This is a genomic window from Moraxella canis (assembly GCF_034424565.1).
Classification (GTDB): Bacteria; Pseudomonadota; Gammaproteobacteria; order Pseudomonadales; family Moraxellaceae; genus Moraxella; species Moraxella canis.
Genome location: NZ_CP139961.1, coordinates 723,141 through 742,104 on the forward strand (window position 1 = coordinate 723,141; position 18,964 = coordinate 742,104).

The following is an 18,964-nucleotide window of genomic DNA, read 5'->3' on the forward strand; positions in this document are numbered from 1 at the left end:
CCTTTAAATTAGCGGCTGCGATAAGAAAAACGATCATCAACACGTAGATCACTTGGCGGCCAGTTATCTAAACGCATGCCAAGTTCAAGATTTTTAGATGCAAGCACATCTTTAATCTCAGTCAATGATTTCTTACCAAGATTTGGTGTTTTCAACAACTCAGTTTCTGAGCGTTGTACCAAATCACCGATGTAATAAATATTTTCAGCTTTCAAACAATTTGCCGAACGAACCGTTAACTCAAGATCATCCACTGGGCGCAATAGCACAGGGTCAATCTCTTCTTTTTCTTTGATAGGCTCAGGCGCTTCTTCAGCTTCAAGATCTACAAAAATAGCGATTTGCTGTTGTAGAATCGTTGCAGCTTTGCGAATAGCTTCTTCTGGGTCGATCGTGCCGTTGGTCTCAAGCTCGATAATCAATTTATCAAGATCTGTACGCTGTTCAACACGAGCATTTTCAACATCGTAAGCCACTCTAATGATTGGGCTAAAGCTTGCGTCAAGCTTTAAACGACCAATAATTTTAGAATTAGCATCTTCACGACGCTGATTAGCAGGCTCATAGCCGCGACCTGTTACCACACGTAGGCGCATCTTCAGATGACCACGTTCACTCAATGTACCAAGCACCAAATCAGGATTGGCGATTTCGACATTGTGTGGTAACTCAAGATCGGCAGCAGTGACGACACCTGCACCCTGTTTATCCAAAGTCAAATATGCTTCATTTTGGTCATGCAGAATGATTGCCAAAGACTTTAGATTTAAAAGAAGATCGAGTACATCTTCTTGTAAGCCTTCTAGTGTTGAATACTCATGATCAACACCTTCAATCTCAGCTTCTACAACTGCAGCACCTGATAACGAAGAAAGTAGAATGCGGCGCAGAGCATTACCTAGCGTATGCCCAAAACCGCGTTCTAACGGCTCGAGCGTGACCTTTGCAGTCGTTTCATTGACCGTATCGACGTTGATCGCGCTCGGTGTTAGAAACTCAGTTGCATTTGTCATAGTGTCACCTCGATTTAATTCGGATTATTTAGAATATAGCTCAACGATCAAGCTTTCGTTAATTTCAGCTGGTAGATCGCTACGCTCTGGCGCAGACTTGAAAGTACCTTGTAGTTTGCTGTGATCAACTTCTAACCATGCAGGAATGCCACGTTGTGTCGCAAGCTCAACTGCGTTCTTGATGCGAAGTTGTTCTTTTGATTTTTCATGTACAGCAATCACATCACCGTCTTGAACTTGGATTGAAGGAATGTTCACACGAACAAATTCATCACGACCAGCTTTTTTCAGCATGATTGCACGATGGCTAACCAACTGACGCGCTTCTGCACGAGTTGCACCAAAGCCCATACGATAAACAACGTTATCAAGGCGACGCTCAAGAGTTACCAACAAGTTTTCACCTGTAGCACCACGCTCACGTGCAGCTTCTTTGTAGTAATTAGAGAACTGACGCTCTAATACACCGTACATGCGCTTAACTTTTTGCTTTTCACGAAGCTGCGATGCGTATTCAGAAGTTTTATTTTGGCTATTGCCATGCTGACCAGGTACACGACCTGCTTTTTTTGTCTTCACATCAAAAGGCTTAACACCTGATTTTAGTTGTAAATCAGTACCTTCACGACGTGATAGTTTTAATTTTGGACCAATATAACGGGCCATAAGTCTATCTCCTTAAACGCGGCGCTTCTTAGGTGGGCGGCAGCCGTTGTGTGGAATTGGGGTGACATCGCTGATGCTGTTAATTTTATAACCCAATGCACCTAATGCACGAACCGCAGACTCACGACCTGGTCCTGGACCTTTTACCAAGACATCAACATTCTTAACACCATAAGTTTCTTGAGCAGTTTTACCTGCAACCTCAGCTGCAACCTGAGCTGCAAATGGTGTAGATTTGCGTGAACCGCGGAAGCCTTGTCCACCAGAAGTGGCCCAAGCCAATGCATTACCTTGACGATCAGTAATCGTTACAATGGTGTTATTAAAAGACGCATGAATATGGGCGATACCTTCAGATACCGAACGACGAGCCACTTTTTTGCGGCTACGAGTGTCTTTTGCCATCTTTTAGCTTCCTAAGTTAGTTACTTTTTAATTGCTTTGCGTGGACCTTTACGGGTACGCGCGTTTGTTTTAGTACGTTGACCATTAACTGGTAGACCACGACGATGACGAAGACCGCGATAGCAACCAAGATCGACCAAACGTTTGATATTCATTGAAACTTCACGACGAAGATCACCTTCTACTGTGTAGTTTGCAACTTCTGCACGAACAGCATCCAGTTGTGAATCATCTAACGAACCAATTTTGGTAGTTTCATCGATACCAACAGCAGCAAGAATTTGCTTAGCAGTTGTACGACCGATACCAAAAATGTAAGTTAGCGAAATCACAGCATGTTTGTTGTCCGGAATATTTACACCGGCAATACGAGCCATTGATTTCTCTCCATTAGCACAAATACGATTTGTATTTGCTAAGTTTAACCGCTATCTGACTAAATGATAGCATGGCAAGAAGCGGATAATACATTATCCGCTATGATAAATCAAGTATTAATTTGTAAATTAACCTTGACGTTGTTTGTGGCGTGGCTCTGCACTGCAAATTACAAGTACTTTACCTTTGCGACGCACAATTTTACAGTTGCCACAGATTTTTTTAACAGATGCTTGAACTTTCATGTCACGCTCCTAAAGAATCGTACAATTATGACGATTTAATGATTGTCTGATCATGGTATTGATGCGTCATTAGATGCGCTTGTAATTGAGCAATAAAGTCCATCAAAACAACTACCATAATCAATAAAGATGCCCCGCCTAATGGAATAGGTACATTAAATGCAGACTGGATGATCATCGGCATCAAACAGATGATTGTCATGTACATTGCACCAATAAAAGTCAGGCGGTTTAAAACAAAATCTAAGTATCGCTTGGTTTGCTGACCTGGTCGAATTCCTGGAATGTAAGCACCGCTTCGCTTCAAATTTTCTGCAACTTCTTTAGGATTAAACATCAATGCCGTATAGAAATAACAGAAAAAAATGATCATCACCCCAAATAGCAGCAAATATAAAGGCTGTCCAGGCTGAAGTACCAAAGTGATATTTTGAATAATCTCTTGGGTCAGTGTTGGGTTTTCGCTGACTGTAGTCCATTGACCCAAACTGGCTGGAAGCAGCAGTAGCGAGCTTGCAAAAATTGCTGGAATTACGCCAGCCATATTAATTTTTAATGGCAAATGTGACTGCTGCTGTGCGTAAATTTTACGCCCCAACTGCTGTTTTTGAGCATAATTCACCGGTACGCGGCGCTGTGCACGCTCAATAAAAACAATAGCTGCTGTCACTGCAATACCTAATACGGCAAACAAAAGCATAACAATCAAGTTTAAATTTTGACTGAAAGCCTGTGAAATCATACCTGGTGCGCTAGCTATGATACTTGCTAAAATAAGCATAGAAATACCATTGCCCACACCTCGCTCAGTAATTTGCTCACCAAGCCACATCAGGAACATTGAGCCTGCCACCAAAGAAGTCACTGCCGGAATATAAAAACTCAAACCGGTTGTCAGTGTCAACCCACCTGCGATTAAACCAGTAGACATACCAACCGCTTGCACAAAGGCAAGCGCTAAAGTTCCTTGGCGCGTATATTTATTTAACGTTCTGCGTCCAGACTCACCTTCTTTTTTTAAGGCTTCAAGAGAAGGTACGATGGCAGACATCATCTGCACAACAATCGAAGCAGAAATATAAGGCATAATGCCTAATGCCATAATAGACATACGCTCCAATGACCCTCCAGAAAACATATTAAACATACCTAAAAAGGTATTGCTATTGCTCTGGAAAAAGTTAGCCAAGCTAACAGGGTTCATGCCCGGAACAGGTATATGCGAACCAAGCCGATAAACAATCAGCGCCCCGAATAAAAAGAGCATGCGCGTCCATAATTCATCATACTTTCTTATGAAAGTAAAAGGGTTTAATGGAATGCTAGAACGAGATGCTGACTGCCTTGACATAGATTACTCCTCGACGCTACCACCGGCAGCTTCGATCGCTTGTTTTGCACCTTTTGTAACTTTTACGCCTTTAAAGGTCAATGCACGGCTCACTTCGCCAGACAAAATAATGCGTGCACGTTTCATGTCACCACGAATGATGTTCGCAGCTTTTAGAGTATCTAGACTCACAACATCGCCATCAATCTTATTAAGTTCAGATAGACGAACTTCAGCAGTAGTCATAGCCATCTTCGAAGTAAAACCAAATTTAGGCAAACGACGATAAATAGGCATTTGACCGCCTTCAAAACCTGCAGGAATGCTTGAGCCTGAACGCGATGTTTGACCTTTAATACCACGACCACCAGTTTTGCCCAAGCCTGAGCCGATACCACGACCACGACGGAATGCTTTTTTCTTAGCACCTAGCGCTGGTGATAGTTCATTCAGTTTAAGACCCATTACGCTTCCTCCACTTTAACCATGTAGATCACACGATTTACCATACCACGAGTTGATGGAGTGTCCTCAACTTCAACAGTATGACCAATGCGACGAAGTCCCAAACCTTTCAAACAAGCTTTATGACTTGCTAAACGATGGGCACTCGACTTTACTTGAGTAACTTTCATTTTTTTCATCGTAACTCACCTATTTCTTAGCCCAAAATTTCTTCGACAGATTTGCCACGTTTTGCAGCAACTTGCTCTGGCGATGTCATATCACGTAAACCTTTAAAAGTTGCTTGTACAACGTTGGCTGCATTGGTTGAACCATAGCATTTTGCCAATACGTTTTGTACACCTGCAACTTCAAGTACGGCACGCATTGCACCACCAGCAATAACGCCAGTACCTTCAGAAGCTGGCTGCATGTAAACTTTTGATGCGCCGTGACGAGCATTGATTGGGTGCTGCAGTGTGTGACCAGCTAAATCTACAGTAATCATATTACGTTTAGCTGCTTCTAGGGCTTTTTGGATGGCTGCAGGCACTTCACGAGCCTTACCACGTCCAAAACCAACACGGCCATTACCATCACCAACAACAGTCAATGCGGTGAAAGAAAAAATTCGACCACCTTTAACAACTTTTGCTACACGGTCAACGGCAACTAATTTTTCTACCAAACCGTCAGTTTGTTCAACTTTTGCCATGATTAGAACTCCAATCCGTTTTCGCGAGCAGCATCAGCAAGTGCTTTTACGCGGCCATGATATTTAAAACCACTACGATCGAATGCAACTTTAGTGATGCCAGCAGCTTTTGCACGCTCTGCAATCAAAGCGCCTACAGCTTTAGCTGCTTCCACATTACCTGTTGCACCTGTGCGCAAAGTTGCATCCAAAGTAGATGCCTGAGCAACAACCACACCACCAGTTGGCGAGATGATTTGTGCATAAATATGACGAGGAGTGCGGGTTACTGTCAAACGGTCAACGCCCAAATGACGGATATGTGCACGAGTTTTTTTCGCTCGACGAAGACGAGCTGATTTTTTATCGAACATTATGGCTCACCTTATTTTTTCTTAGCTTCTTTACGAAGAACAACTTCATCGCTATAACGAACACCCTTACCTTTATAAGGCTCTGGTGGACGGAAGCTACGAATTTTAGCAGCTGCTTGACCAAGCTTTTGTTTATCGCTTGACTTCAGCACAATTTCAGTTTGGCTTGGGCTTTCAGCAGTTACACCTTCAGGTAACGTGTATTCGATTGGGTGAGAAAAACCTAAACTTAGGTTTACTTTGTTACCCGCAACTTGTGCACGATAACCAACACCAATCAACTGTAAACGACGCTCAAAACCTTCGCTCACACCTTTAACCATATTGTTCAATAGAGCACGTACTGTACCAGTATGCATCCACGCTTCTTTAGTGTCTGCAACTGGAGATAGTGTAACGACACCATCTTCTTGTTTTAGCTCGACCAATTCATGCAGGCTCAAAGATAAAGTGCCATTCTTACCTTTGACTTCAACCTGCCGATCGTTCAAAGTAACGCTGGTACCATTTGGTAGCGCTACTGGGGCTTTAGCCACACGAGACATAGGAATTTCCTTCAAATGAAAACTAAACTACCATTAGATAAATGGTAGCCATAAAAAAAACTAACAGGCATTAAAGCCCGCTAGTTTAACATATCTACATTTAGGTGTAAACCTAAATTTTCTAGATTTTTGTAAGTAATTGCTTTAAGTTGATTATGCAACCAATGCGATTACTTCACCACCAATACCAGCTTCACGTGCCGCACGATCGCTCATGATGCCACGACTGGTTGAGATGATGGCAACACCAAGGCCTTTTTGAACGCTTGGAAGTTCATCTTTACCGCGATATTGACGCAAACCTGGGCGGCTATAGCGCTTCAGCTGCTCAATAACACCTTTGCCTTGATAATATTTCAATTCAATATCCAAGACTTTTTTGCCATTTTCAGCTTCGCTTACTTCAGCAGAAGTAAGATAGCCTTCAGCCACTAATAAATCAGCAATTGATTTACGTAATTTAGAAGCTGGCATCTGTACAGATGGTTTGTTTCTTGCTTGTGCGTTGCGAATGCGAGTTAGCATGTCGGCAACTGGATCTTGCATACTCATAGCGTAACTCCTTATTACCAGCTAGCTTTGCGAACGCCAGGCACATCGCCTTGCATTACATGTAAACGCAACATGTTGCGTGAAAGACCAAATTTACGGAAATAACCGTGAGGACGACCAGTGACACCACAACGGTTACGTAGACGCACTGGAGATGCGTTACGTGGTAGCGCTTGCAATGCTAACATTGCATCTAAGCGCTCTTCTTCGCTAGCATTGGTATCGCTAATGATAGCTTTTAGCTGAGCACGCTTTTCAGCATACTTAGCAACAGTTTTTTCGCGTTTAAGTTCGCGATTAATCATGCTTTTTTTAGCCATAACGTTTTACCTTATCTGAATGGGAAGCCAAATGCTTTTAGCAATGCACGACCTTGATCATCATTTGCTGCAGTGGTTGTGATAGTCACGTCCAAACCGCGAATACGATCGATTTTATCAAAGTCTACTTCAGGGAAAACGATCTGCTCTTTGATGCCTAATGAATAGTTACCACGACCATCAAATGCTTTTGCTGAAAAACCACGGAAGTCACGGATACGCGGAATTGCAATGGCAACTAAGCGATCTAGGAATTCGTACATTTGCTCGCCACGTAGTGTGACTTTACAGCCAATCGGCCACTCTTCACGAATCTTGAAGCCTGCAACTGATTTACGCGCTTTGGTAACCACAGGTTTTTGACCAGCGATTGCGGTCATATCTGCCAAAGCACCTTCAAGTAATTTTTTATCCTGTGCCGCACCACCTACGCCCATATTTAGCGTGATTTTAGTGATCTTTGGCACTTGCATGACATTCTCTAAGCCTAGCTCTTCTTTGATTTGCTGCTTTAGCTTGTCATTGTATAATGATTTTAATCTTGCCATTACTATTTACCCTTAGTCTCTTATGCAGTCGCCACTACTTCACCAGTTGAACGATAGATGCGCTCTTTTTTGCCTTCTGCGTTCACTTGGTAAGCAATACGATCTGCTTTTTGGGTGTTTGCGTTATAAATCGCAACATTTGAAATATGTAGAAAAGCTTCTTGCTTAACGATACCACCTTCTTTGCCTAACATTTGATTAGGTTTTTGGTGTTTAGTTACAATGTTAATGCCTTCAACTTTTACACGGTCTGCTTTCACCGCCAAAATTGTGCCTTGCTTGCCTTTATCTTTGCCAGCAATCACAACCACGGTGTCGCCTTTACGTAACTTTGCCATAATAAGCCTCTAAACAATTACAGTACTTCTGGTGCAAGTGAAACAATCTTCATGAATTGTTCACCACGCAGTTCACGAGTAACAGGTCCAAAAATACGTGTTGCGATTGGTGCTTTGTTATTATTCAACAATACCGCAGCATTGTCGTCAAAACGTAGCACTGAACCATCTGGGCGACGAACGCCTTTTTTGGTACGTACAACTACTGCATTCATCACGTCGCCTTTTTTAACACGGCCGCGAGGAATGGCTTCTTTTACTGTTACTTTGATGATGTCGCCAACAGATGCATAACGACGATGTGAGCCACCCAGTACTTTAATGCACTGAACGCGTCTTGCACCACTGTTATCTGCAACTTCCAGCATTGTTTCAGTCTGAATCATCGCATTACTCCAATAATAAATAAAGCAATAAAAGTCATTTGCCGCAAAAGTAGCGGATATACATCTAAAAAGACATATATTATACTCTCAAATGACTTTTAATGCAAATGTCTTAAATTTTTACAGCAGTTTCAACTACATCCACCAAAGCCCAAGTTTTGGTCTTTGAAAATGGACGAGTTTCTTTGATGCGTACGATATCACCTTCTTGGCAAACGTTGTTTTCGTCATGCGCTTTAATTTTAGTAGAGCGACGAACTTGCTTGCCATACATTGGGTGACGGATTTGGCGCTCGACCAACACAACGATAGATTTATCCATCTTGTTGCTGACGACTTTACCAGTTACAACGCCAACTTCTTGGGTTTGGGTGTTATCGCTCATGCATCACCTCTTTGTTTTTCATTAATCAAAGTCAAAATCTTAGCAATCGTACGACGATTGTTTTTGATTTCGTGAGTATTAGCTAACTGACCCGTGGCTTTAGCCATACGCAGACGGAACGCATCAAGTTGCTTTTCGTCAAGCAATTGAGCCAACTCATCTACAGATTTTTCGCGTAATTCGTTGGTTTTCATTACATTACCGTCCGTTTAACAATGGTAGTCTTGAATGGAAGCTTAGCAGCCGCTAGCGTAAGTGCTTCACGGGCTAGCTCTTCACTAACACCTTGGATTTCATAAAGCATTTTGCCTGGTTTGATTTCTGCTACCCAGTACTCAACAGGACCTTTACCTTTACCCATACGAACTTCCAATGGTTTTTCGGTAATTGGTTTGTCTGGGAATACACGGATCCAGATTTTACCACCACGCTTAATGCGACGAGTGATTGTACGACGCGCAGCTTCAATTTGGCGCGCAGTCATGCGACCACGACCGATAGATTTTAGACCAATTTCACCAAAAGCAACTGTGTTACCACGCTGGGCAAGTCCAGTGTTACGCCCTTTGTGCATTTTGCGAAACTTGGTACGTTTTGGTTGTAACATAGCTTAACCTCTGTCTGTGTTGCGGCGATTAGAACGGCCACGGCGTTTTGGTGCGCGTGCTTTGTCTTCAACAACTGGGTTGTAAGCACTATTCATACCATCTAGGATTTCACCACGGAAAATCCAAACTTTAACACCGATTGTACCATAAGTGGTTTCTGCACGAACTGATGCATAATCAATGTCAGCACGTAAGGTATGCAAAGGTACACGACCTTCACGGTACCACTCTGTACGAGCAATCTCAGCACCGCCTAAACGACCAGAAAGCTCAACTTTAATACCTTGTGCACCTGAACGCATGCTGTTTTGAACAGCGCGTTTCATTGCACGGCGGAACATTACACGGCGCTCAAGCTGGCTTGCGATACCTTCAGCAACCAAGCGAGCATCCAAATCTGGAGAAGTGATCTCTTGGATGTTAACTTGAGCAGGAACGCCCATTAGCTTAGTCAGTTCTTTTTGTAGGCTTTCGATGTCTTCGCCTTTTTTGCCAATGATAACACCAGGGCGTGCACTGTGAATGGTGATTTTTGCAGCACCAGTCGGACGCTCGATGTTGATATGACTTACCATTGCACCTTCTAGTTTTTTACGTAGAAAAGCACGAACTTGGAAGTCGTTAAGCAAGTATTCTGAATACTGCTTTGGACTTGCATACCAGTTAGCATTGTGCTTTTTGATGACGCCTAGACGGATACCAATTGGATGTACTTTTTGACCCATGATTATTCCCCTACTTTAACAGTGATATGACAAGTGCGCTTGCTGATACGATCAGCACGACCCTTGGCACGGGGCATAATACGCTTCAAAGTGATACCTTCATCAACATAAATAGTTGTAACACGTAGTTTATCGATGTCCAAACCATTGTTATGCTCAGCATTAGCAATTGCTGAATCTAGGCATTTTTTAACTAATTTAGCACCTTTTTTGTTGCTAAAAGTTAAAATGTCTAAAGCGCGCTCAATTGGCTTACCACGAACTTCGTCCGCAACCAATCTTACTTTCTGTGCCGAAATGGCGGCACCACGTAATTTTGCAGTTACTTCCATGGTAGCACCTTATCTCTTAGATTTCTTATCAACGCCGTGACCACGATAAGAACGGGTCGGGGCGAATTCACCTAGTTTATGACCAACCATTTGTTCGTTAACAATAACTGGCACATGAGTGCGACCATTATGAACTGAGATGGTTAGACCTACCATTTGAGGTAGAATCATCGAGCGACGTGACCAAGTTTTGATCGGTTTGCGGTTATTGCTTTCTAGAGCATTTTCAACCTTGGCAAACAAATGCGCATCGATAAATGGACCTTTTTTCAATGAACGAGGCATGAAACTTTTCCTTTATTTCTTGGCACGACGGCGACGGATGATCATACTGTCAGTACGCTTATTAGAACGAGTCTTAAGACCCTTAGCTTTCTGACCCCATGGGCTGGTTGGGTGCTTACCGAAGTTACGGCCTTCACCACCACCGTGTGGGTGGTCAATCGGGTTCATCGCTGTACCACGAACGGTAGGACGAACACCACGCCAGCGTGCTGCACCTGCTTTACCCAGTGATTTTAGGTTGTTTTCAGTGTTAGAAACTTCACCAATAACCGCACGGCAATTCGCATGGATGCGACGAGTTTCACCTGAACGCAAACGTACGATAACATATGCGCCATCACGACCCAATAATTGAACCGCTGCACCAGCAGAACGAGCAATTTGAGCGCCCTTACCGATTTTAAGTTCAATGTTATGAATCACTGTACCAACAGGGATATTTTTAAGTGGCAAGCAGTTACCTGGACGGATTGGAGCTGCTTCACCTGATTGTACTTGATCGCCAACGCTCAATTTTTTTGGTGCGATGATGTAGCGACGCTCACCATCAGCATACTTAAGTAGAGCAATGTGTGCAGTACGGTTTGGATCGTATTCAATACGCTCAACTACAGCTGGGATACCATCTTTATTACGCTTAAAGTCAATCAGACGATAATGCTGCTTATGACCACCACCGATGTGGCGAGTGGTAATACGACCGTTATTGTTACGACCACCAGTTTTAGCTTTTGATTCGACAAGCGGTGCATATGGACGACCTTTATAAAGGTGTGGATGCACTACTTTTTCAACAAAGCGGCGACCTGGTGATGTAGGTTTTGCTTTTACGATAGGCATTTTTTATTCCTTATTCGTTAGTCGCTGTTTCGCCAGTGGCTTCTTCACCAGCACCGATTTGCACGTCTGAACCAGCTTTTAAGGTTACATACGCTTTTTTCACGTCAGAACGCTTACCAACAACACGGCCAAAACGCTTAGTTTTGCCTTTGGTGTTCAGTGTATTGACTTTGACAACTTCAACACCTTCAAACATTAGCTCAACTGCTTGTTTGATTTCGCGCTTGGTTGCAGTGCTATCAACTTTGAAAACTTGCACACCAAGAGTGTCGCCCAGACGCTGAGATTTTTCTGAAAATACAGGTGCTTTTAGTACCTGATATAGTCTTGCGTTGCTCATGCAAGTGTCTCCTCAAATTGTTTGGCTGCTTCAACAGTCATGATAACTTTGTCAAAAGAAACCAAGCTTACTGGATCAACTTCACGAGTACCCAATACATTTACATATGGGATATTGCGTGCAGCCAAGTACAAGTTTTCGTCAACTTCATGAGTTACGATCAATGCACGTGGTGCATTCAGTTCTGCCAGCTTAGCGATAAGCTCTTTGGTTTTTGGTGCTGATACAGCGATGTCATCAACCAAAACCAAACGCTCTTGACGAACCAATTCCGCCAAAATGCATTGCATTGCGCCGCGATACATCTTGCGGTTTACTTTTTGAGACCAATCTTGTGGCTTGGCAGCAAATGCACGACCACCACCAACCCAGATAGGGCTACGGATAGAGCCTGCACGCGCACGACCAGTGCCTTTTTGACGCCATGGTTTTTTGCCACCGCCAGAAACTTCGGCACGCGTCTTTTGAGCGCGGCTGCCTTGACGAGCACCAGCTAGGTAAGCAGTTACGACTTGGTGTACCAAGGCTTCGTTGAACTCACGACCAAAAGTGATCTCTGATAGTTCAACCGCTGCACCTGTAACAGTTTTTAAATTCACGTTAATCCCCTTTACTAGGCTTTGACTGACGGACGTACGATAACGTCACCACCATTAGCACCTGGAACAGCACCTTTGATGACTAGTACACCTTTTTCGGCGTCAACAGAAACAATTTCCAAGCCTTGAACGGTAACTCGTTTGTTACCCATTTGACCTGGCATTTTTTTGCCTTTGAATACGCGACCTGGGGTTTGGTTTTGACCTGTAGAACCCAATACACGGTGAGAAACAGAGTTACCGTGAGTTGCGTCTTGAGTGCGGAAGTTGTGACGCTTCACACCACCTTGGAAACCTTTACCCTTGCTTTGACCTGTGACATCTACCAACTGACCAACTTCAAAGATATCAGCTAGGATATTACCGCCGATTTCACGACCTTCAAGATCGCTTTCTTCTGCACGGAATTCCCAAACACCACGACCAGCAGCAACGCCAGCTTTTGCGAAGTGTCCTTTTTGAGCAGCAGTCACGCGGCTGTCACGACGCTCACCTGTAGTGATTTGGATTGCGTTATAGCCATCGGTGTCTACTGTTTTGATTTGCGAGATGCGGTTGGCATCAACCTCAACCACTGTTACAGGGATAGAAACGCCTGCTTCAGTGAAGACTCGGGTCATGCCGCATTTTTTACCGACTAAACCAATCGCCATTTTAGACCTCTTTATATTAATAGTTTAATAGTTCAAACCAGACTTATGTTCATTAGCCCAAAGCGATCTGAACATCAACACCAGCTGCCAGATCTAGCTTCATCAATGCATCAACAGTTTTGTCTGTTGGTTGCACGATGTCGATCATGCGCTTATGGGTGCGAATTTCGTACTGGTCACGAGCGTCTTTGTTGACGTGTGGTGATGTCAATACGTTGAACCGCTCAATACGAGTCGGCAACGGTACAGGACCGCAAACTTGTGCACCTGTACGCTTTGCAGTATCGACAATCTCTTGTGCCGACTGGTCAATCAGACGATGGTCGAACGATTTTAGTCGGATACGGATTCTCTGGTTAGCCATGCCAACAAGCTCCTAATTAAGTGCTTTATAAACTTCCATCAAACGATGTCAGTTAAACCGTTAAAATTCACTTTCAAATTATGAAAAGCAAAATAATCCTATCCCTGCCCACCATATGCAAAAGGCAAGGTAGCAGGGGCGTTTGTTCAATAGTGCCAAAAACGATGCTTCGGCTGTGGCGTTGTCTTAGTACTTCCTTTGTGTTGAACAAGGTTCATTGTTGAAGTAAACTTTTTGCATTCTTTACAAAAAGTGCAACGCAGTTCAAATGATTTGCATATTATACACGAAAAATTCGTGAATGCAAGGCGTTTATTGGATTTTTTGCTAATTTTTTCTTAAATTTTGGATTGATAAATGAGTCTCTAAAAGCCCAAAAATCAACTCACAAATTAATGACCAATTTTAGTCTAGCGCAATGTTGTACTGCTCAGGTGTAAAAAAACTTTCAATCTCAAAACGAATCGGTTTGCCTATCAAATATTCTAAATCGGCTACTGTGCCCGCTTCGCTAGATAGCATCATATCGATAACGCTTGCATGGGCGATGACGGTGAATTGTTTGGGCGCATTAAAAGTGCGTCCATAGCGCATGATTTCACGAAAAATTTCAAAACACACTGTTTCTGCGGTCTTAATATAGCCCTTGCCATCACAAACAGGACAAGGCTCACACAGCTGCTGCGGCAGTGACTCCCTCGTGCGCTTACGCGTCATCTCCACCAAGCCAAGCTCGCTGACTTGGGTGATATTGGTTTTGGCATAGTCGTGGGTCAGCTGCTCTTGTAAGCTTGTCAGCACATCGGCTCTGTGCTCTTCTTCGGACATATCGATGAAGTCAAGAATGATGATACCGCCAAGGTTTCGCAGGCGAATTTGGCGTGCGATGGCGTGAGTGGCTTCAAGATTGGTCTTATATACCGTATCTTCTAGGCAGCGCGCGCCAACATAAGAGCCTGTATTGACGTCAATAGTGGTCATGGCTTCTGTCTGATCAATGATCAAATAGCCGCCTGATTTAAGATCCACACGGCGTTTTAGGGCATTTTGCAGATCTTCTTCGACGCGATATAGATCAAATAAGGGAATCTCGCCTGCATAATGCGCCACCATCGGCGCAATGAAAGGGACGAATTCTTGGGCAAAATGCGCCACTTCGTGATACACCATCTCATTATCAATGAGTACTTTGGTTGTTTTTTCATTAACCAAATCACGGATACAGCGAAGCGGTAGTGATAGCTCTTGATAAATCAGCTCGCTGCGTTTATTTGAATGCAGGCGTGCCGCGGCTTGACGGGCGATGATGGTTTGCCAAAGCTGCAATAAATAATAAATGTCTTCTTCAAGCTTAGGCTCGCTCATCTTCTCAGCGGCAGTGCGTGCGATGAGTCCGCCTTTTAAATTGGCGTTTTGCATAAGCTGGGTCAAGATATCTTTTAATCGCGTCCGCTCTTCGCTTTCTTCGATGCGTATGGACACCCCCACATACTCATCACTTGTCGGCAAATACACCAAATAACGCGAGGGCAAAGAGATGTTGGTCGTCAGACGCGCGCCTTTTGTACCCAGCTCATCTTTGATGACCTGCACCAAAATTCTATCGCCTTCTCTAAGGCGGTATTGGATCAATTCAGATTTTGGCGGCTCAGCTTTTTTGGGTAAAGCAGGGGTTTGGATATCGATGGCAGAGCTATGCCCTTGTTGCTCGGTGCGCTCATCTTGAGAAGCTGTGCTGTGATGCGCTATCCGAAGCTGCGTAATCGGCGCTGACGGCACTTCATCCAAGCTATCACTGCTGCGCTTGGGTTTTTGCATATCATTGGCATGTAAAAATGCGGTTCTGGCTTGTCCGATATCCACGAATGCCGCCTGCATGCCCGGCAAAACTCGCACCACAGTACCCAAATAAATATTACCCACCAAACCAAGTTTTTGATGGCGTTCAATTAAAATCTCACTGGTAACGCCATCGGTCAGCACCGCCACGCGCGACTCCATGGGCGTATAATTAATTAATAATTCTTCTGACATTATTTACTCTTTATTTATAATTTTAGCAATTTTTATCTTATGCTTATGGTAAGCGATATTCACTCAATGTGCAAGTTTAACGCCCATTGGATGAACTTATTGATTTAGTCAACTCTGATATCAATCCATTGAATTGGACTTGGAAGTAAATAGAGTTATAAATTAATAAAATGGCAAGCTAGGTTACTGCTTGGCTAGCATCTGATCAATCAAAGCAAGCGTCTGCGCCAATGGCAGCCCAACAACATTGGTGTAACTGCCATCAATCGACAGCACCCAAGCCATCGCACCCCCTTGAATGGCATAAGCACCCGCCTTGTCCTGCGGCTCACCAGTCGCCCAATAATCCGCCATCATCGCTTGAGTCAGCTTAACAAAGGTGACTTTGGTGCACTCACAAATCACTGCCTGATCAATCAGTTGACCTGCCTCAATCACACTGACACACACCGCCGTCCAAATCTCATGCGATGTCTCTGAAAGCATCTGCCACATACGATAAGCATCTGCCCGATCTTTGGGCTTAGTCAGCACCATATCACCAATCACGCCAATGGTATCTGCAGTGATCAAAAGACACTTATTCGGCAAATCGCCAAGCAGGCTTGCTTGCTGCGCCTTAGTCAGCACCATGCGATTGATATAGTCTGTAGGCGTTTCTTTGGTTTGCCAAGACTCATCAATCTCAACTGAGCGCATCATAAATTCAACGCCCGCCGCCAAAAGCAGCTCTTGGCGTCTTGGCGATGTGGATGCCAGTACAATGGGCAGGGTTTGCAAATCACTCATAATCAGTTCAAGATAGCATATAACAAAAGCATTATCCGCTTTTTGGCTTACTTGGTCAAATGGCTCGCTGCGCTGTTTTAGAATCACCGAGGGGTATTTAACGGTAAAAACCATGAAGACTTGAAAGTTTGCTTTGTGCCTGTGTCAAGCTATGGTACAATTAGGCTATTTTATTAGGCTTTATGCAGTTAATTTTATAAGACACATCAGACCCAATCAGTGTGATCAGCTTTTGGCGGCATCTGCGATGGTAAATAAGCTGCCACCAAGCCATCAATGCGTGGCTTAGTTGCTTGATTTTGGCTGATCATTTTGGGCGAATTTGTGTGATTTTTAGGAGTATTCATGTCAATCACCACCGAAGATATTTTAGGCTGTGCAAATTTATCACGGCTTGCGCTTGATGAACAAACCGCACAAAGCTATGCAGGCAATTTGGATAAAATCCTAGCCATGATGGACGTCTTAGACAGCGTGAATACCGACCACATCAAGCCTTTGGCGAATATTCACGAAGCCTGCACCGATTTGCGTGCTGATGTACCAAATCCTGACATTGACCGAGAAGCTTATCAAGCAATCGCCCCCAAAGCCCAAGATGGGCTGTATTTGGTGCCTCAAGTGATTGAGTAATCATGGTTCTACTTAGATCTGTCGCCATCAGTGTATTGCTTAGCTTTGGCTTGATGATCGGCAACACTGCCTTTGGGGCGTCTGCCAAATCTTCGATTCAAACAGGGCATCTGCCTGCTTTTGTTGATTCTGCTTTTGCTGTCAAATACGCACTACAATATCAGCAATACGACAAAATCACGCCCCACATCCACCCCACCAAGGGCGTGCGATTTAGCATGTATGCCTATGTCAATCCTGACAAAGACAAGGTATTTAGTCAAGCTGAGTTTGACAAATATTTAAACCAATCCAAAATCCAATTCACTTGGGGTGAAAAGGACGGCACAGGCGACTTATATATCGTAAGTTTGCCAACTTATCTGGCAAACTGGGTGGTGCGTGATACACGTTTTGAAAAGGTTGGCGTAAACGAATTTTATGGCACGGGCAACAGCCTAAACAACTTGGCAGACGTCTATCCTGAGCATGAATTTGTGGAATTTTATTCTGCTGGCAGCGAGACCTACGCTGGCATGGATTGGCGGTGTGTGCGACTGGTTTTTGAAACCTATCAAGGTCGCCCTTATTTGGTGGCAATCATCACCGACGAATGGACGATTTAGTTTTTATTGTTAAATATGAGTTAAGTAAAGGGTTTTTATGACACAATTTCATCAGTTATCGGTTCATGAACTGGTTCAAGGGCTAAAAAATCAGTCTTTTTCAAGCACAGAGCTGACCGAGCATTTTATCAATCGTATTGACAGCTTGGACGGACAAATCAACAGCTTTATCACCAAAGATTTTGAGAATGCCTTAGCCCAAGCCAAACTTGCCGACAAGCAAAGAGCAGACGGCGACAACCGACCGCTTTTGGGCGTGCCAATGGCTCACAAAGACAACCTATGCACCAAAGGCGTATTGACCACCGCTGGCTCAAAAATGCTGTATAACTTTGTCTCGCCTTATGATGCCACTGTGGTACAAAACATCGCAAACAGCGGATTTGTCAGCCTTGGTAAGCTTAATATGGACGAGTTTGCCATGGGCTCGGACAACGAAAGCTCACACTTTGGCGCGGTGCATAACCCTTGGGACTTAGAGCGTGTGCCAGGCGGTTCGTCAGGCGGTTCGGCGGCGGCAGTGGCGGCAGGCTTTGTACCAGTGGCGACAGGCTCGGACACCGGCGGCTCAATCCGTCAGCCTGCCAGTTTTTGTGGGGTAACGGGCATCAAGCCCACCTATGGGCGAGTGTCTCGCTATGGCATGATTGCTTATGCGTCAAGCCTAGACCAAGCTGGCACCTTTGGCAAATCTGCCTTGGATTGTGCTTATTTGCTTGACCCGATGAGCGGCTACGACAACAAAGACGCCACATCTATCAACCGCCCCACTGACACGCTTGTGGCAGACATTTTGGCATGCGACACTGCCAGGGACAAACCACTTGCCGGCAAAAAACTGGGCGTACCCAAAGCCTATTTTGGCACAGGGCTTGACAGCGAAGTTGAAAAATCCATTCGCTCTGCCCTTGCCACTTATCAAGAACTTGGTGCAAGCATCGTGGAGATAGATTTGACCGACCCGACAATCACGCTTGCCACTTATTATCTGCTCGCCCCTGCCGAAGCCAGCTCCAATTTATCTCGTTATGACGGCGTACGCTTTGGCTATCGCTGCGACAACCCCAAGGATTTGCACGACTTATACACACGCAGCCGCTCCGAAGGCTTTGGCGAAGAAGTACAACGCCGCATCATCATGGGCACTTATGCCCTATCAGCAGGCTATTTTGACGCTTATTATACCAAAGCCCAAAAGGTACGCCGTCTGATTGTGGAAGATTTCAAAAAAGCCTTTGAAAAATGCGACATCATCGCAAGTCCCACCGCCCCCACGCCTGCCTATAAGCTTGGCGAAAGCCTAGACCCTGCCACCATTTATTTGGGTGATGTCTATACCATTGGCGTCAACTTAGCAGGCTTGCCGGCACTGTCGCACCCAGTCGGCATGGCACAGGGTTTGCCTGTGGGCTTACAGCTGATTGGTAAGCATTGGGCAGAAAGCGAGCTTTTAAAAACGGCTCATATTTATCAGGCAAATACTAAGTTTCATCAGGCAAGCTCACCCCTTGCCCAAACTGACGCCCCATAAGAG

General features: G+C 44.3%; 33 protein-coding genes. 3 read left to right on the forward strand and 30 right to left on the reverse strand.

Annotated elements, in window-relative coordinates; genetic code table 11:
• Positions 1-8 precede the first annotated feature (8 nt).
• The 30 genes from U0021_RS03210 to U0021_RS03355 form a co-directional block, all read right to left on the reverse strand.
• Positions 9-1,013, reverse strand: coding sequence for a DNA-directed RNA polymerase subunit alpha (locus U0021_RS03210; RefSeq protein WP_049236846.1), 1,005 nt, complete (start codon positions 1,011-1,013; stop codon positions 9-11).
• 24 nt (positions 1,014-1,037) lie between these two features.
• On the reverse strand, positions 1,038-1,679 hold the full coding sequence (gene rpsD / locus U0021_RS03215) for a 30S ribosomal protein S4 (RefSeq protein WP_049236843.1): 642 nt from the start codon (positions 1,677-1,679) through the stop codon (positions 1,038-1,040).
• 12 nt (positions 1,680-1,691) lie between these two features.
• Positions 1,692-2,084, reverse strand: a complete 393-nt coding sequence (rpsK, locus tag U0021_RS03220) for a 30S ribosomal protein S11 (RefSeq protein WP_003656963.1) — start codon at positions 2,082-2,084, stop codon at positions 1,692-1,694.
• Positions 2,085-2,104: 20 nt separating this feature from the next.
• On the reverse strand, positions 2,105-2,461 hold the full coding sequence (gene rpsM, locus U0021_RS03225) for a 30S ribosomal protein S13 (RefSeq protein WP_049236841.1): 357 nt from the start codon (positions 2,459-2,461) through the stop codon (positions 2,105-2,107).
• A gap of 129 nt (positions 2,462-2,590) precedes the next feature.
• The gene (gene rpmJ / locus U0021_RS03230) at positions 2,591-2,707 is read right to left on the reverse strand and encodes a 50S ribosomal protein L36 (RefSeq protein WP_114801052.1); all 117 of its coding nucleotides are present in this window, start codon (positions 2,705-2,707) and stop codon (positions 2,591-2,593) included.
• A gap of 25 nt (positions 2,708-2,732) precedes the next feature.
• Complete coding sequence (gene secY / locus U0021_RS03235) at positions 2,733-4,058, reverse strand: preprotein translocase subunit SecY (RefSeq protein ID WP_049236835.1); 1,326 nt, start codon at positions 4,056-4,058, stop codon at positions 2,733-2,735.
• 3 nt (positions 4,059-4,061) lie between these two features.
• Positions 4,062-4,502, reverse strand: a complete 441-nt coding sequence (gene rplO, locus U0021_RS03240) for a 50S ribosomal protein L15 (protein ID WP_049236832.1) — start codon at positions 4,500-4,502, stop codon at positions 4,062-4,064.
• Positions 4,502-4,681: a 50S ribosomal protein L30 gene (gene rpmD / locus U0021_RS03245; protein WP_049236829.1), complete on the reverse strand. Its 180-nt coding sequence runs from the start codon at positions 4,679-4,681 to the stop codon at positions 4,502-4,504. Before rpmD ends, rplO begins: the two co-directional genes overlap by 1 nt.
• A gap of 17 nt (positions 4,682-4,698) precedes the next feature.
• Positions 4,699-5,196 (reverse strand): 30S ribosomal protein S5, encoded by a 498-nt coding sequence (gene rpsE / locus U0021_RS03250; RefSeq protein ID WP_003656969.1) that lies wholly within the window; start codon positions 5,194-5,196, stop codon positions 4,699-4,701.
• Positions 5,197-5,198: 2 nt separating this feature from the next.
• The gene (rplR, locus tag U0021_RS03255) at positions 5,199-5,549 is read right to left on the reverse strand and encodes a 50S ribosomal protein L18 (RefSeq protein WP_078256561.1); all 351 of its coding nucleotides are present in this window, start codon (positions 5,547-5,549) and stop codon (positions 5,199-5,201) included.
• Between the two features lie 11 nt (positions 5,550-5,560).
• Entirely contained in the window at positions 5,561-6,094 is a 534-nt protein-coding gene (gene rplF / locus U0021_RS03260) for a 50S ribosomal protein L6 (RefSeq protein WP_049236827.1), read from the reverse strand.
• Positions 6,095-6,247: 153 nt separating this feature from the next.
• Positions 6,248-6,646 carry a 30S ribosomal protein S8 gene (gene rpsH, locus U0021_RS03265; protein ID WP_049236825.1) on the reverse strand — a complete coding sequence of 133 codons (399 nt, stop codon included), beginning with the start codon at positions 6,644-6,646 and terminating at the stop codon, positions 6,248-6,250.
• Between the two features lie 14 nt (positions 6,647-6,660).
• The gene (gene rpsN / locus U0021_RS03270; RefSeq protein WP_003656973.1) at positions 6,661-6,966 is read right to left on the reverse strand and encodes a 30S ribosomal protein S14; all 306 of its coding nucleotides are present in this window, start codon (positions 6,964-6,966) and stop codon (positions 6,661-6,663) included.
• An 11-nt stretch (positions 6,967-6,977) separates the two neighbouring features.
• A complete protein-coding gene (gene rplE, locus U0021_RS03275) occupies positions 6,978-7,514 on the reverse strand; it encodes a 50S ribosomal protein L5 (protein ID WP_003656974.1) in 537 nt (178 codons plus the stop codon).
• Between the two features lie 20 nt (positions 7,515-7,534).
• A complete protein-coding gene (gene rplX / locus U0021_RS03280; RefSeq protein ID WP_049236823.1) occupies positions 7,535-7,852 on the reverse strand; it encodes a 50S ribosomal protein L24 in 318 nt (105 codons plus the stop codon).
• 17 nt (positions 7,853-7,869) lie between these two features.
• Positions 7,870-8,238: a 50S ribosomal protein L14 gene (gene rplN, locus U0021_RS03285; RefSeq protein ID WP_049236821.1), complete on the reverse strand. Its 369-nt coding sequence runs from the start codon at positions 8,236-8,238 to the stop codon at positions 7,870-7,872.
• 112 nt (positions 8,239-8,350) lie between these two features.
• Positions 8,351-8,623 (reverse strand): 30S ribosomal protein S17, encoded by a 273-nt coding sequence (gene rpsQ / locus U0021_RS03290; RefSeq protein ID WP_064610278.1) that lies wholly within the window; start codon positions 8,621-8,623, stop codon positions 8,351-8,353.
• Positions 8,620-8,817 (reverse strand): 50S ribosomal protein L29, encoded by a 198-nt coding sequence (rpmC, locus tag U0021_RS03295; protein ID WP_049236819.1) that lies wholly within the window; start codon positions 8,815-8,817, stop codon positions 8,620-8,622. Before rpmC ends, rpsQ begins: the two co-directional genes overlap by 4 nt.
• Positions 8,817-9,230 carry a 50S ribosomal protein L16 gene (rplP, locus tag U0021_RS03300; RefSeq protein WP_049236817.1) on the reverse strand — a complete coding sequence of 138 codons (414 nt, stop codon included), beginning with the start codon at positions 9,228-9,230 and terminating at the stop codon, positions 8,817-8,819. The genes rpmC and rplP overlap by 1 nt, the downstream gene beginning before the upstream one ends.
• Before the next feature lie 3 nt (positions 9,231-9,233).
• Entirely contained in the window at positions 9,234-9,956 is a 723-nt protein-coding gene (gene rpsC / locus U0021_RS03305) for a 30S ribosomal protein S3 (protein WP_049236816.1), read from the reverse strand.
• 2 nt (positions 9,957-9,958) lie between these two features.
• Positions 9,959-10,288, reverse strand: coding sequence for a 50S ribosomal protein L22 (gene rplV / locus U0021_RS03310; protein WP_003656983.1), 330 nt, complete (start codon positions 10,286-10,288; stop codon positions 9,959-9,961).
• Between the two features lie 9 nt (positions 10,289-10,297).
• Positions 10,298-10,573, reverse strand: coding sequence for a 30S ribosomal protein S19 (gene rpsS, locus U0021_RS03315; protein WP_049236815.1), 276 nt, complete (start codon positions 10,571-10,573; stop codon positions 10,298-10,300).
• Between the two features lie 12 nt (positions 10,574-10,585).
• Positions 10,586-11,413, reverse strand: a complete 828-nt coding sequence (gene rplB, locus U0021_RS03320; protein WP_049236813.1) for a 50S ribosomal protein L2 — start codon at positions 11,411-11,413, stop codon at positions 10,586-10,588.
• Between the two features lie 10 nt (positions 11,414-11,423).
• Positions 11,424-11,753: a 50S ribosomal protein L23 gene (rplW, locus tag U0021_RS03325; RefSeq protein WP_003656987.1), complete on the reverse strand. Its 330-nt coding sequence runs from the start codon at positions 11,751-11,753 to the stop codon at positions 11,424-11,426.
• Positions 11,750-12,352, reverse strand: a complete 603-nt coding sequence (gene rplD, locus U0021_RS03330) for a 50S ribosomal protein L4 (RefSeq protein WP_049236811.1) — start codon at positions 12,350-12,352, stop codon at positions 11,750-11,752. The genes rplW and rplD overlap by 4 nt, the downstream gene beginning before the upstream one ends.
• A 14-nt stretch (positions 12,353-12,366) precedes the next feature.
• Entirely contained in the window at positions 12,367-13,005 is a 639-nt protein-coding gene (rplC, locus tag U0021_RS03335; RefSeq protein WP_003656990.1) for a 50S ribosomal protein L3, read from the reverse strand.
• A 52-nt stretch (positions 13,006-13,057) separates the two neighbouring features.
• Positions 13,058-13,369 carry a 30S ribosomal protein S10 gene (rpsJ, locus tag U0021_RS03340; protein ID WP_003656991.1) on the reverse strand — a complete coding sequence of 104 codons (312 nt, stop codon included), beginning with the start codon at positions 13,367-13,369 and terminating at the stop codon, positions 13,058-13,060.
• A gap of 405 nt (positions 13,370-13,774) precedes the next feature.
• Positions 13,775-15,403, reverse strand: a complete 1,629-nt coding sequence (locus U0021_RS03345; RefSeq protein WP_327037548.1) for an Rne/Rng family ribonuclease — start codon at positions 15,401-15,403, stop codon at positions 13,775-13,777.
• A 183-nt stretch (positions 15,404-15,586) separates the two neighbouring features.
• Positions 15,587-16,192 (reverse strand): Maf family protein, encoded by a 606-nt coding sequence (locus tag U0021_RS03350; protein WP_114801150.1) that lies wholly within the window; start codon positions 16,190-16,192, stop codon positions 15,587-15,589.
• 206 nt (positions 16,193-16,398) lie between these two features.
• Positions 16,399-16,539, reverse strand: coding sequence for a hypothetical protein (locus U0021_RS03355; protein ID WP_155733834.1), 141 nt, complete (start codon positions 16,537-16,539; stop codon positions 16,399-16,401).
• Between U0021_RS03355 and gatC the strand changes: the two genes are divergently transcribed.
• From gatC to gatA, 3 genes are read left to right on the forward strand one after another with little or no spacing between them, the layout of a single operon-like run.
• Positions 16,538-16,825, forward strand: a complete 288-nt coding sequence (gene gatC, locus U0021_RS03360) for an Asp-tRNA(Asn)/Glu-tRNA(Gln) amidotransferase subunit GatC (RefSeq protein ID WP_078256557.1) — start codon at positions 16,538-16,540, stop codon at positions 16,823-16,825. The two genes, U0021_RS03355 and gatC, sit on opposite strands and share 2 nt — an antisense overlap.
• Before the next feature lie 2 nt (positions 16,826-16,827).
• Positions 16,828-17,430 carry a hypothetical protein gene (locus U0021_RS03365; RefSeq protein WP_114801140.1) on the forward strand — a complete coding sequence of 201 codons (603 nt, stop codon included), beginning with the start codon at positions 16,828-16,830 and terminating at the stop codon, positions 17,428-17,430.
• 37 nt (positions 17,431-17,467) lie between these two features.
• Positions 17,468-18,961 (forward strand): Asp-tRNA(Asn)/Glu-tRNA(Gln) amidotransferase subunit GatA, encoded by a 1,494-nt coding sequence (gatA, locus tag U0021_RS03370; protein ID WP_114801141.1) that lies wholly within the window; start codon positions 17,468-17,470, stop codon positions 18,959-18,961.
• The last annotated feature ends 3 nt before the right edge of the window (positions 18,962-18,964 follow it).

What these genes read in the sequence shown, in the direction of transcription:
- U0021_RS03210 (WP_049236846.1), bottom strand. Translation starts at nt 1,013, where the DNA reads ATGACAAATGCAACTGAGTTTCTAACACCGAGCGCGATCAACGTCGAT.
- rpsD (WP_049236843.1), bottom strand. Translation starts at nt 1,679, where the DNA reads ATGGCCCGTTATATTGGTCCAAAATTAAAACTATCACGTCGTGAAGGT.
- rpsK (WP_003656963.1), bottom strand. Translation starts at nt 2,084, where the DNA reads ATGGCAAAAGACACTCGTAGCCGCAAAAAAGTGGCTCGTCGTTCGGTA.
- rpsM (WP_049236841.1), bottom strand. Translation starts at nt 2,461, where the DNA reads ATGGCTCGTATTGCCGGTGTAAATATTCCGGACAACAAACATGCTGTG.
- rpmJ (WP_114801052.1), bottom strand. Translation starts at nt 2,707, where the DNA reads ATGAAAGTTCAAGCATCTGTTAAAAAAATCTGTGGCAACTGTAAAATT.
- secY (WP_049236835.1), bottom strand. Translation starts at nt 4,058, where the DNA reads ATGTCAAGGCAGTCAGCATCTCGTTCTAGCATTCCATTAAACCCTTTT.
- rplO (WP_049236832.1), bottom strand. Translation starts at nt 4,502, where the DNA reads ATGGGTCTTAAACTGAATGAACTATCACCAGCGCTAGGTGCTAAGAAA.
- rpmD (WP_049236829.1), bottom strand. Translation starts at nt 4,681, where the DNA reads ATGAAAAAAATGAAAGTTACTCAAGTAAAGTCGAGTGCCCATCGTTTA.
- rpsE (WP_003656969.1), bottom strand. Translation starts at nt 5,196, where the DNA reads ATGGCAAAAGTTGAACAAACTGACGGTTTGGTAGAAAAATTAGTTGCC.
- rplR (WP_078256561.1), bottom strand. Translation starts at nt 5,549, where the DNA reads ATGTTCGATAAAAAATCAGCTCGTCTTCGTCGAGCGAAAAAAACTCGT.
- rplF (WP_049236827.1), bottom strand. Translation starts at nt 6,094, where the DNA reads ATGTCTCGTGTGGCTAAAGCCCCAGTAGCGCTACCAAATGGTACCAGC.
- rpsH (WP_049236825.1), bottom strand. Translation starts at nt 6,646, where the DNA reads ATGAGTATGCAAGATCCAGTTGCCGACATGCTAACTCGCATTCGCAAC.
- rpsN (WP_003656973.1), bottom strand. Translation starts at nt 6,966, where the DNA reads ATGGCTAAAAAAAGCATGATTAATCGCGAACTTAAACGCGAAAAAACT.
- rplE (WP_003656974.1), bottom strand. Translation starts at nt 7,514, where the DNA reads ATGGCAAGATTAAAATCATTATACAATGACAAGCTAAAGCAGCAAATC.
- rplX (WP_049236823.1), bottom strand. Translation starts at nt 7,852, where the DNA reads ATGGCAAAGTTACGTAAAGGCGACACCGTGGTTGTGATTGCTGGCAAA.
- rplN (WP_049236821.1), bottom strand. Translation starts at nt 8,238, where the DNA reads ATGATTCAGACTGAAACAATGCTGGAAGTTGCAGATAACAGTGGTGCA.
- rpsQ (WP_064610278.1), bottom strand. Translation starts at nt 8,623, where the DNA reads ATGAGCGATAACACCCAAACCCAAGAAGTTGGCGTTGTAACTGGTAAA.
- rpmC (WP_049236819.1), bottom strand. Translation starts at nt 8,817, where the DNA reads ATGAAAACCAACGAATTACGCGAAAAATCTGTAGATGAGTTGGCTCAA.
- rplP (WP_049236817.1), bottom strand. Translation starts at nt 9,230, where the DNA reads ATGTTACAACCAAAACGTACCAAGTTTCGCAAAATGCACAAAGGGCGT.
- rpsC (WP_049236816.1), bottom strand. Translation starts at nt 9,956, where the DNA reads ATGGGTCAAAAAGTACATCCAATTGGTATCCGTCTAGGCGTCATCAAA.
- rplV (WP_003656983.1), bottom strand. Translation starts at nt 10,288, where the DNA reads ATGGAAGTAACTGCAAAATTACGTGGTGCCGCCATTTCGGCACAGAAA.
- rpsS (WP_049236815.1), bottom strand. Translation starts at nt 10,573, where the DNA reads ATGCCTCGTTCATTGAAAAAAGGTCCATTTATCGATGCGCATTTGTTT.
- rplB (WP_049236813.1), bottom strand. Translation starts at nt 11,413, where the DNA reads ATGCCTATCGTAAAAGCAAAACCTACATCACCAGGTCGCCGCTTTGTT.
- rplW (WP_003656987.1), bottom strand. Translation starts at nt 11,753, where the DNA reads ATGAGCAACGCAAGACTATATCAGGTACTAAAAGCACCTGTATTTTCA.
- rplC (WP_003656990.1), bottom strand. Translation starts at nt 13,005, where the DNA reads ATGGCGATTGGTTTAGTCGGTAAAAAATGCGGCATGACCCGAGTCTTC.
- rpsJ (WP_003656991.1), bottom strand. Translation starts at nt 13,369, where the DNA reads ATGGCTAACCAGAGAATCCGTATCCGACTAAAATCGTTCGACCATCGT.
- U0021_RS03345 (WP_327037548.1), bottom strand. Translation starts at nt 15,403, where the DNA reads ATGTCAGAAGAATTATTAATTAATTATACGCCCATGGAGTCGCGCGTG.
- U0021_RS03350 (WP_114801150.1), bottom strand. Translation starts at nt 16,192, where the DNA reads ATGAGTGATTTGCAAACCCTGCCCATTGTACTGGCATCCACATCGCCA.
- gatC (WP_078256557.1), top strand. Translation starts at nt 16,538, where the DNA reads ATGTCAATCACCACCGAAGATATTTTAGGCTGTGCAAATTTATCACGG.
- U0021_RS03355 (WP_155733834.1), bottom strand. Translation starts at nt 16,539, where the DNA reads ATGAATACTCCTAAAAATCACACAAATTCGCCCAAAATGATCAGCCAA.
- U0021_RS03365 (WP_114801140.1), top strand. Translation starts at nt 16,828, where the DNA reads ATGGTTCTACTTAGATCTGTCGCCATCAGTGTATTGCTTAGCTTTGGC.
- gatA (WP_114801141.1), top strand. Translation starts at nt 17,468, where the DNA reads ATGACACAATTTCATCAGTTATCGGTTCATGAACTGGTTCAAGGGCTA.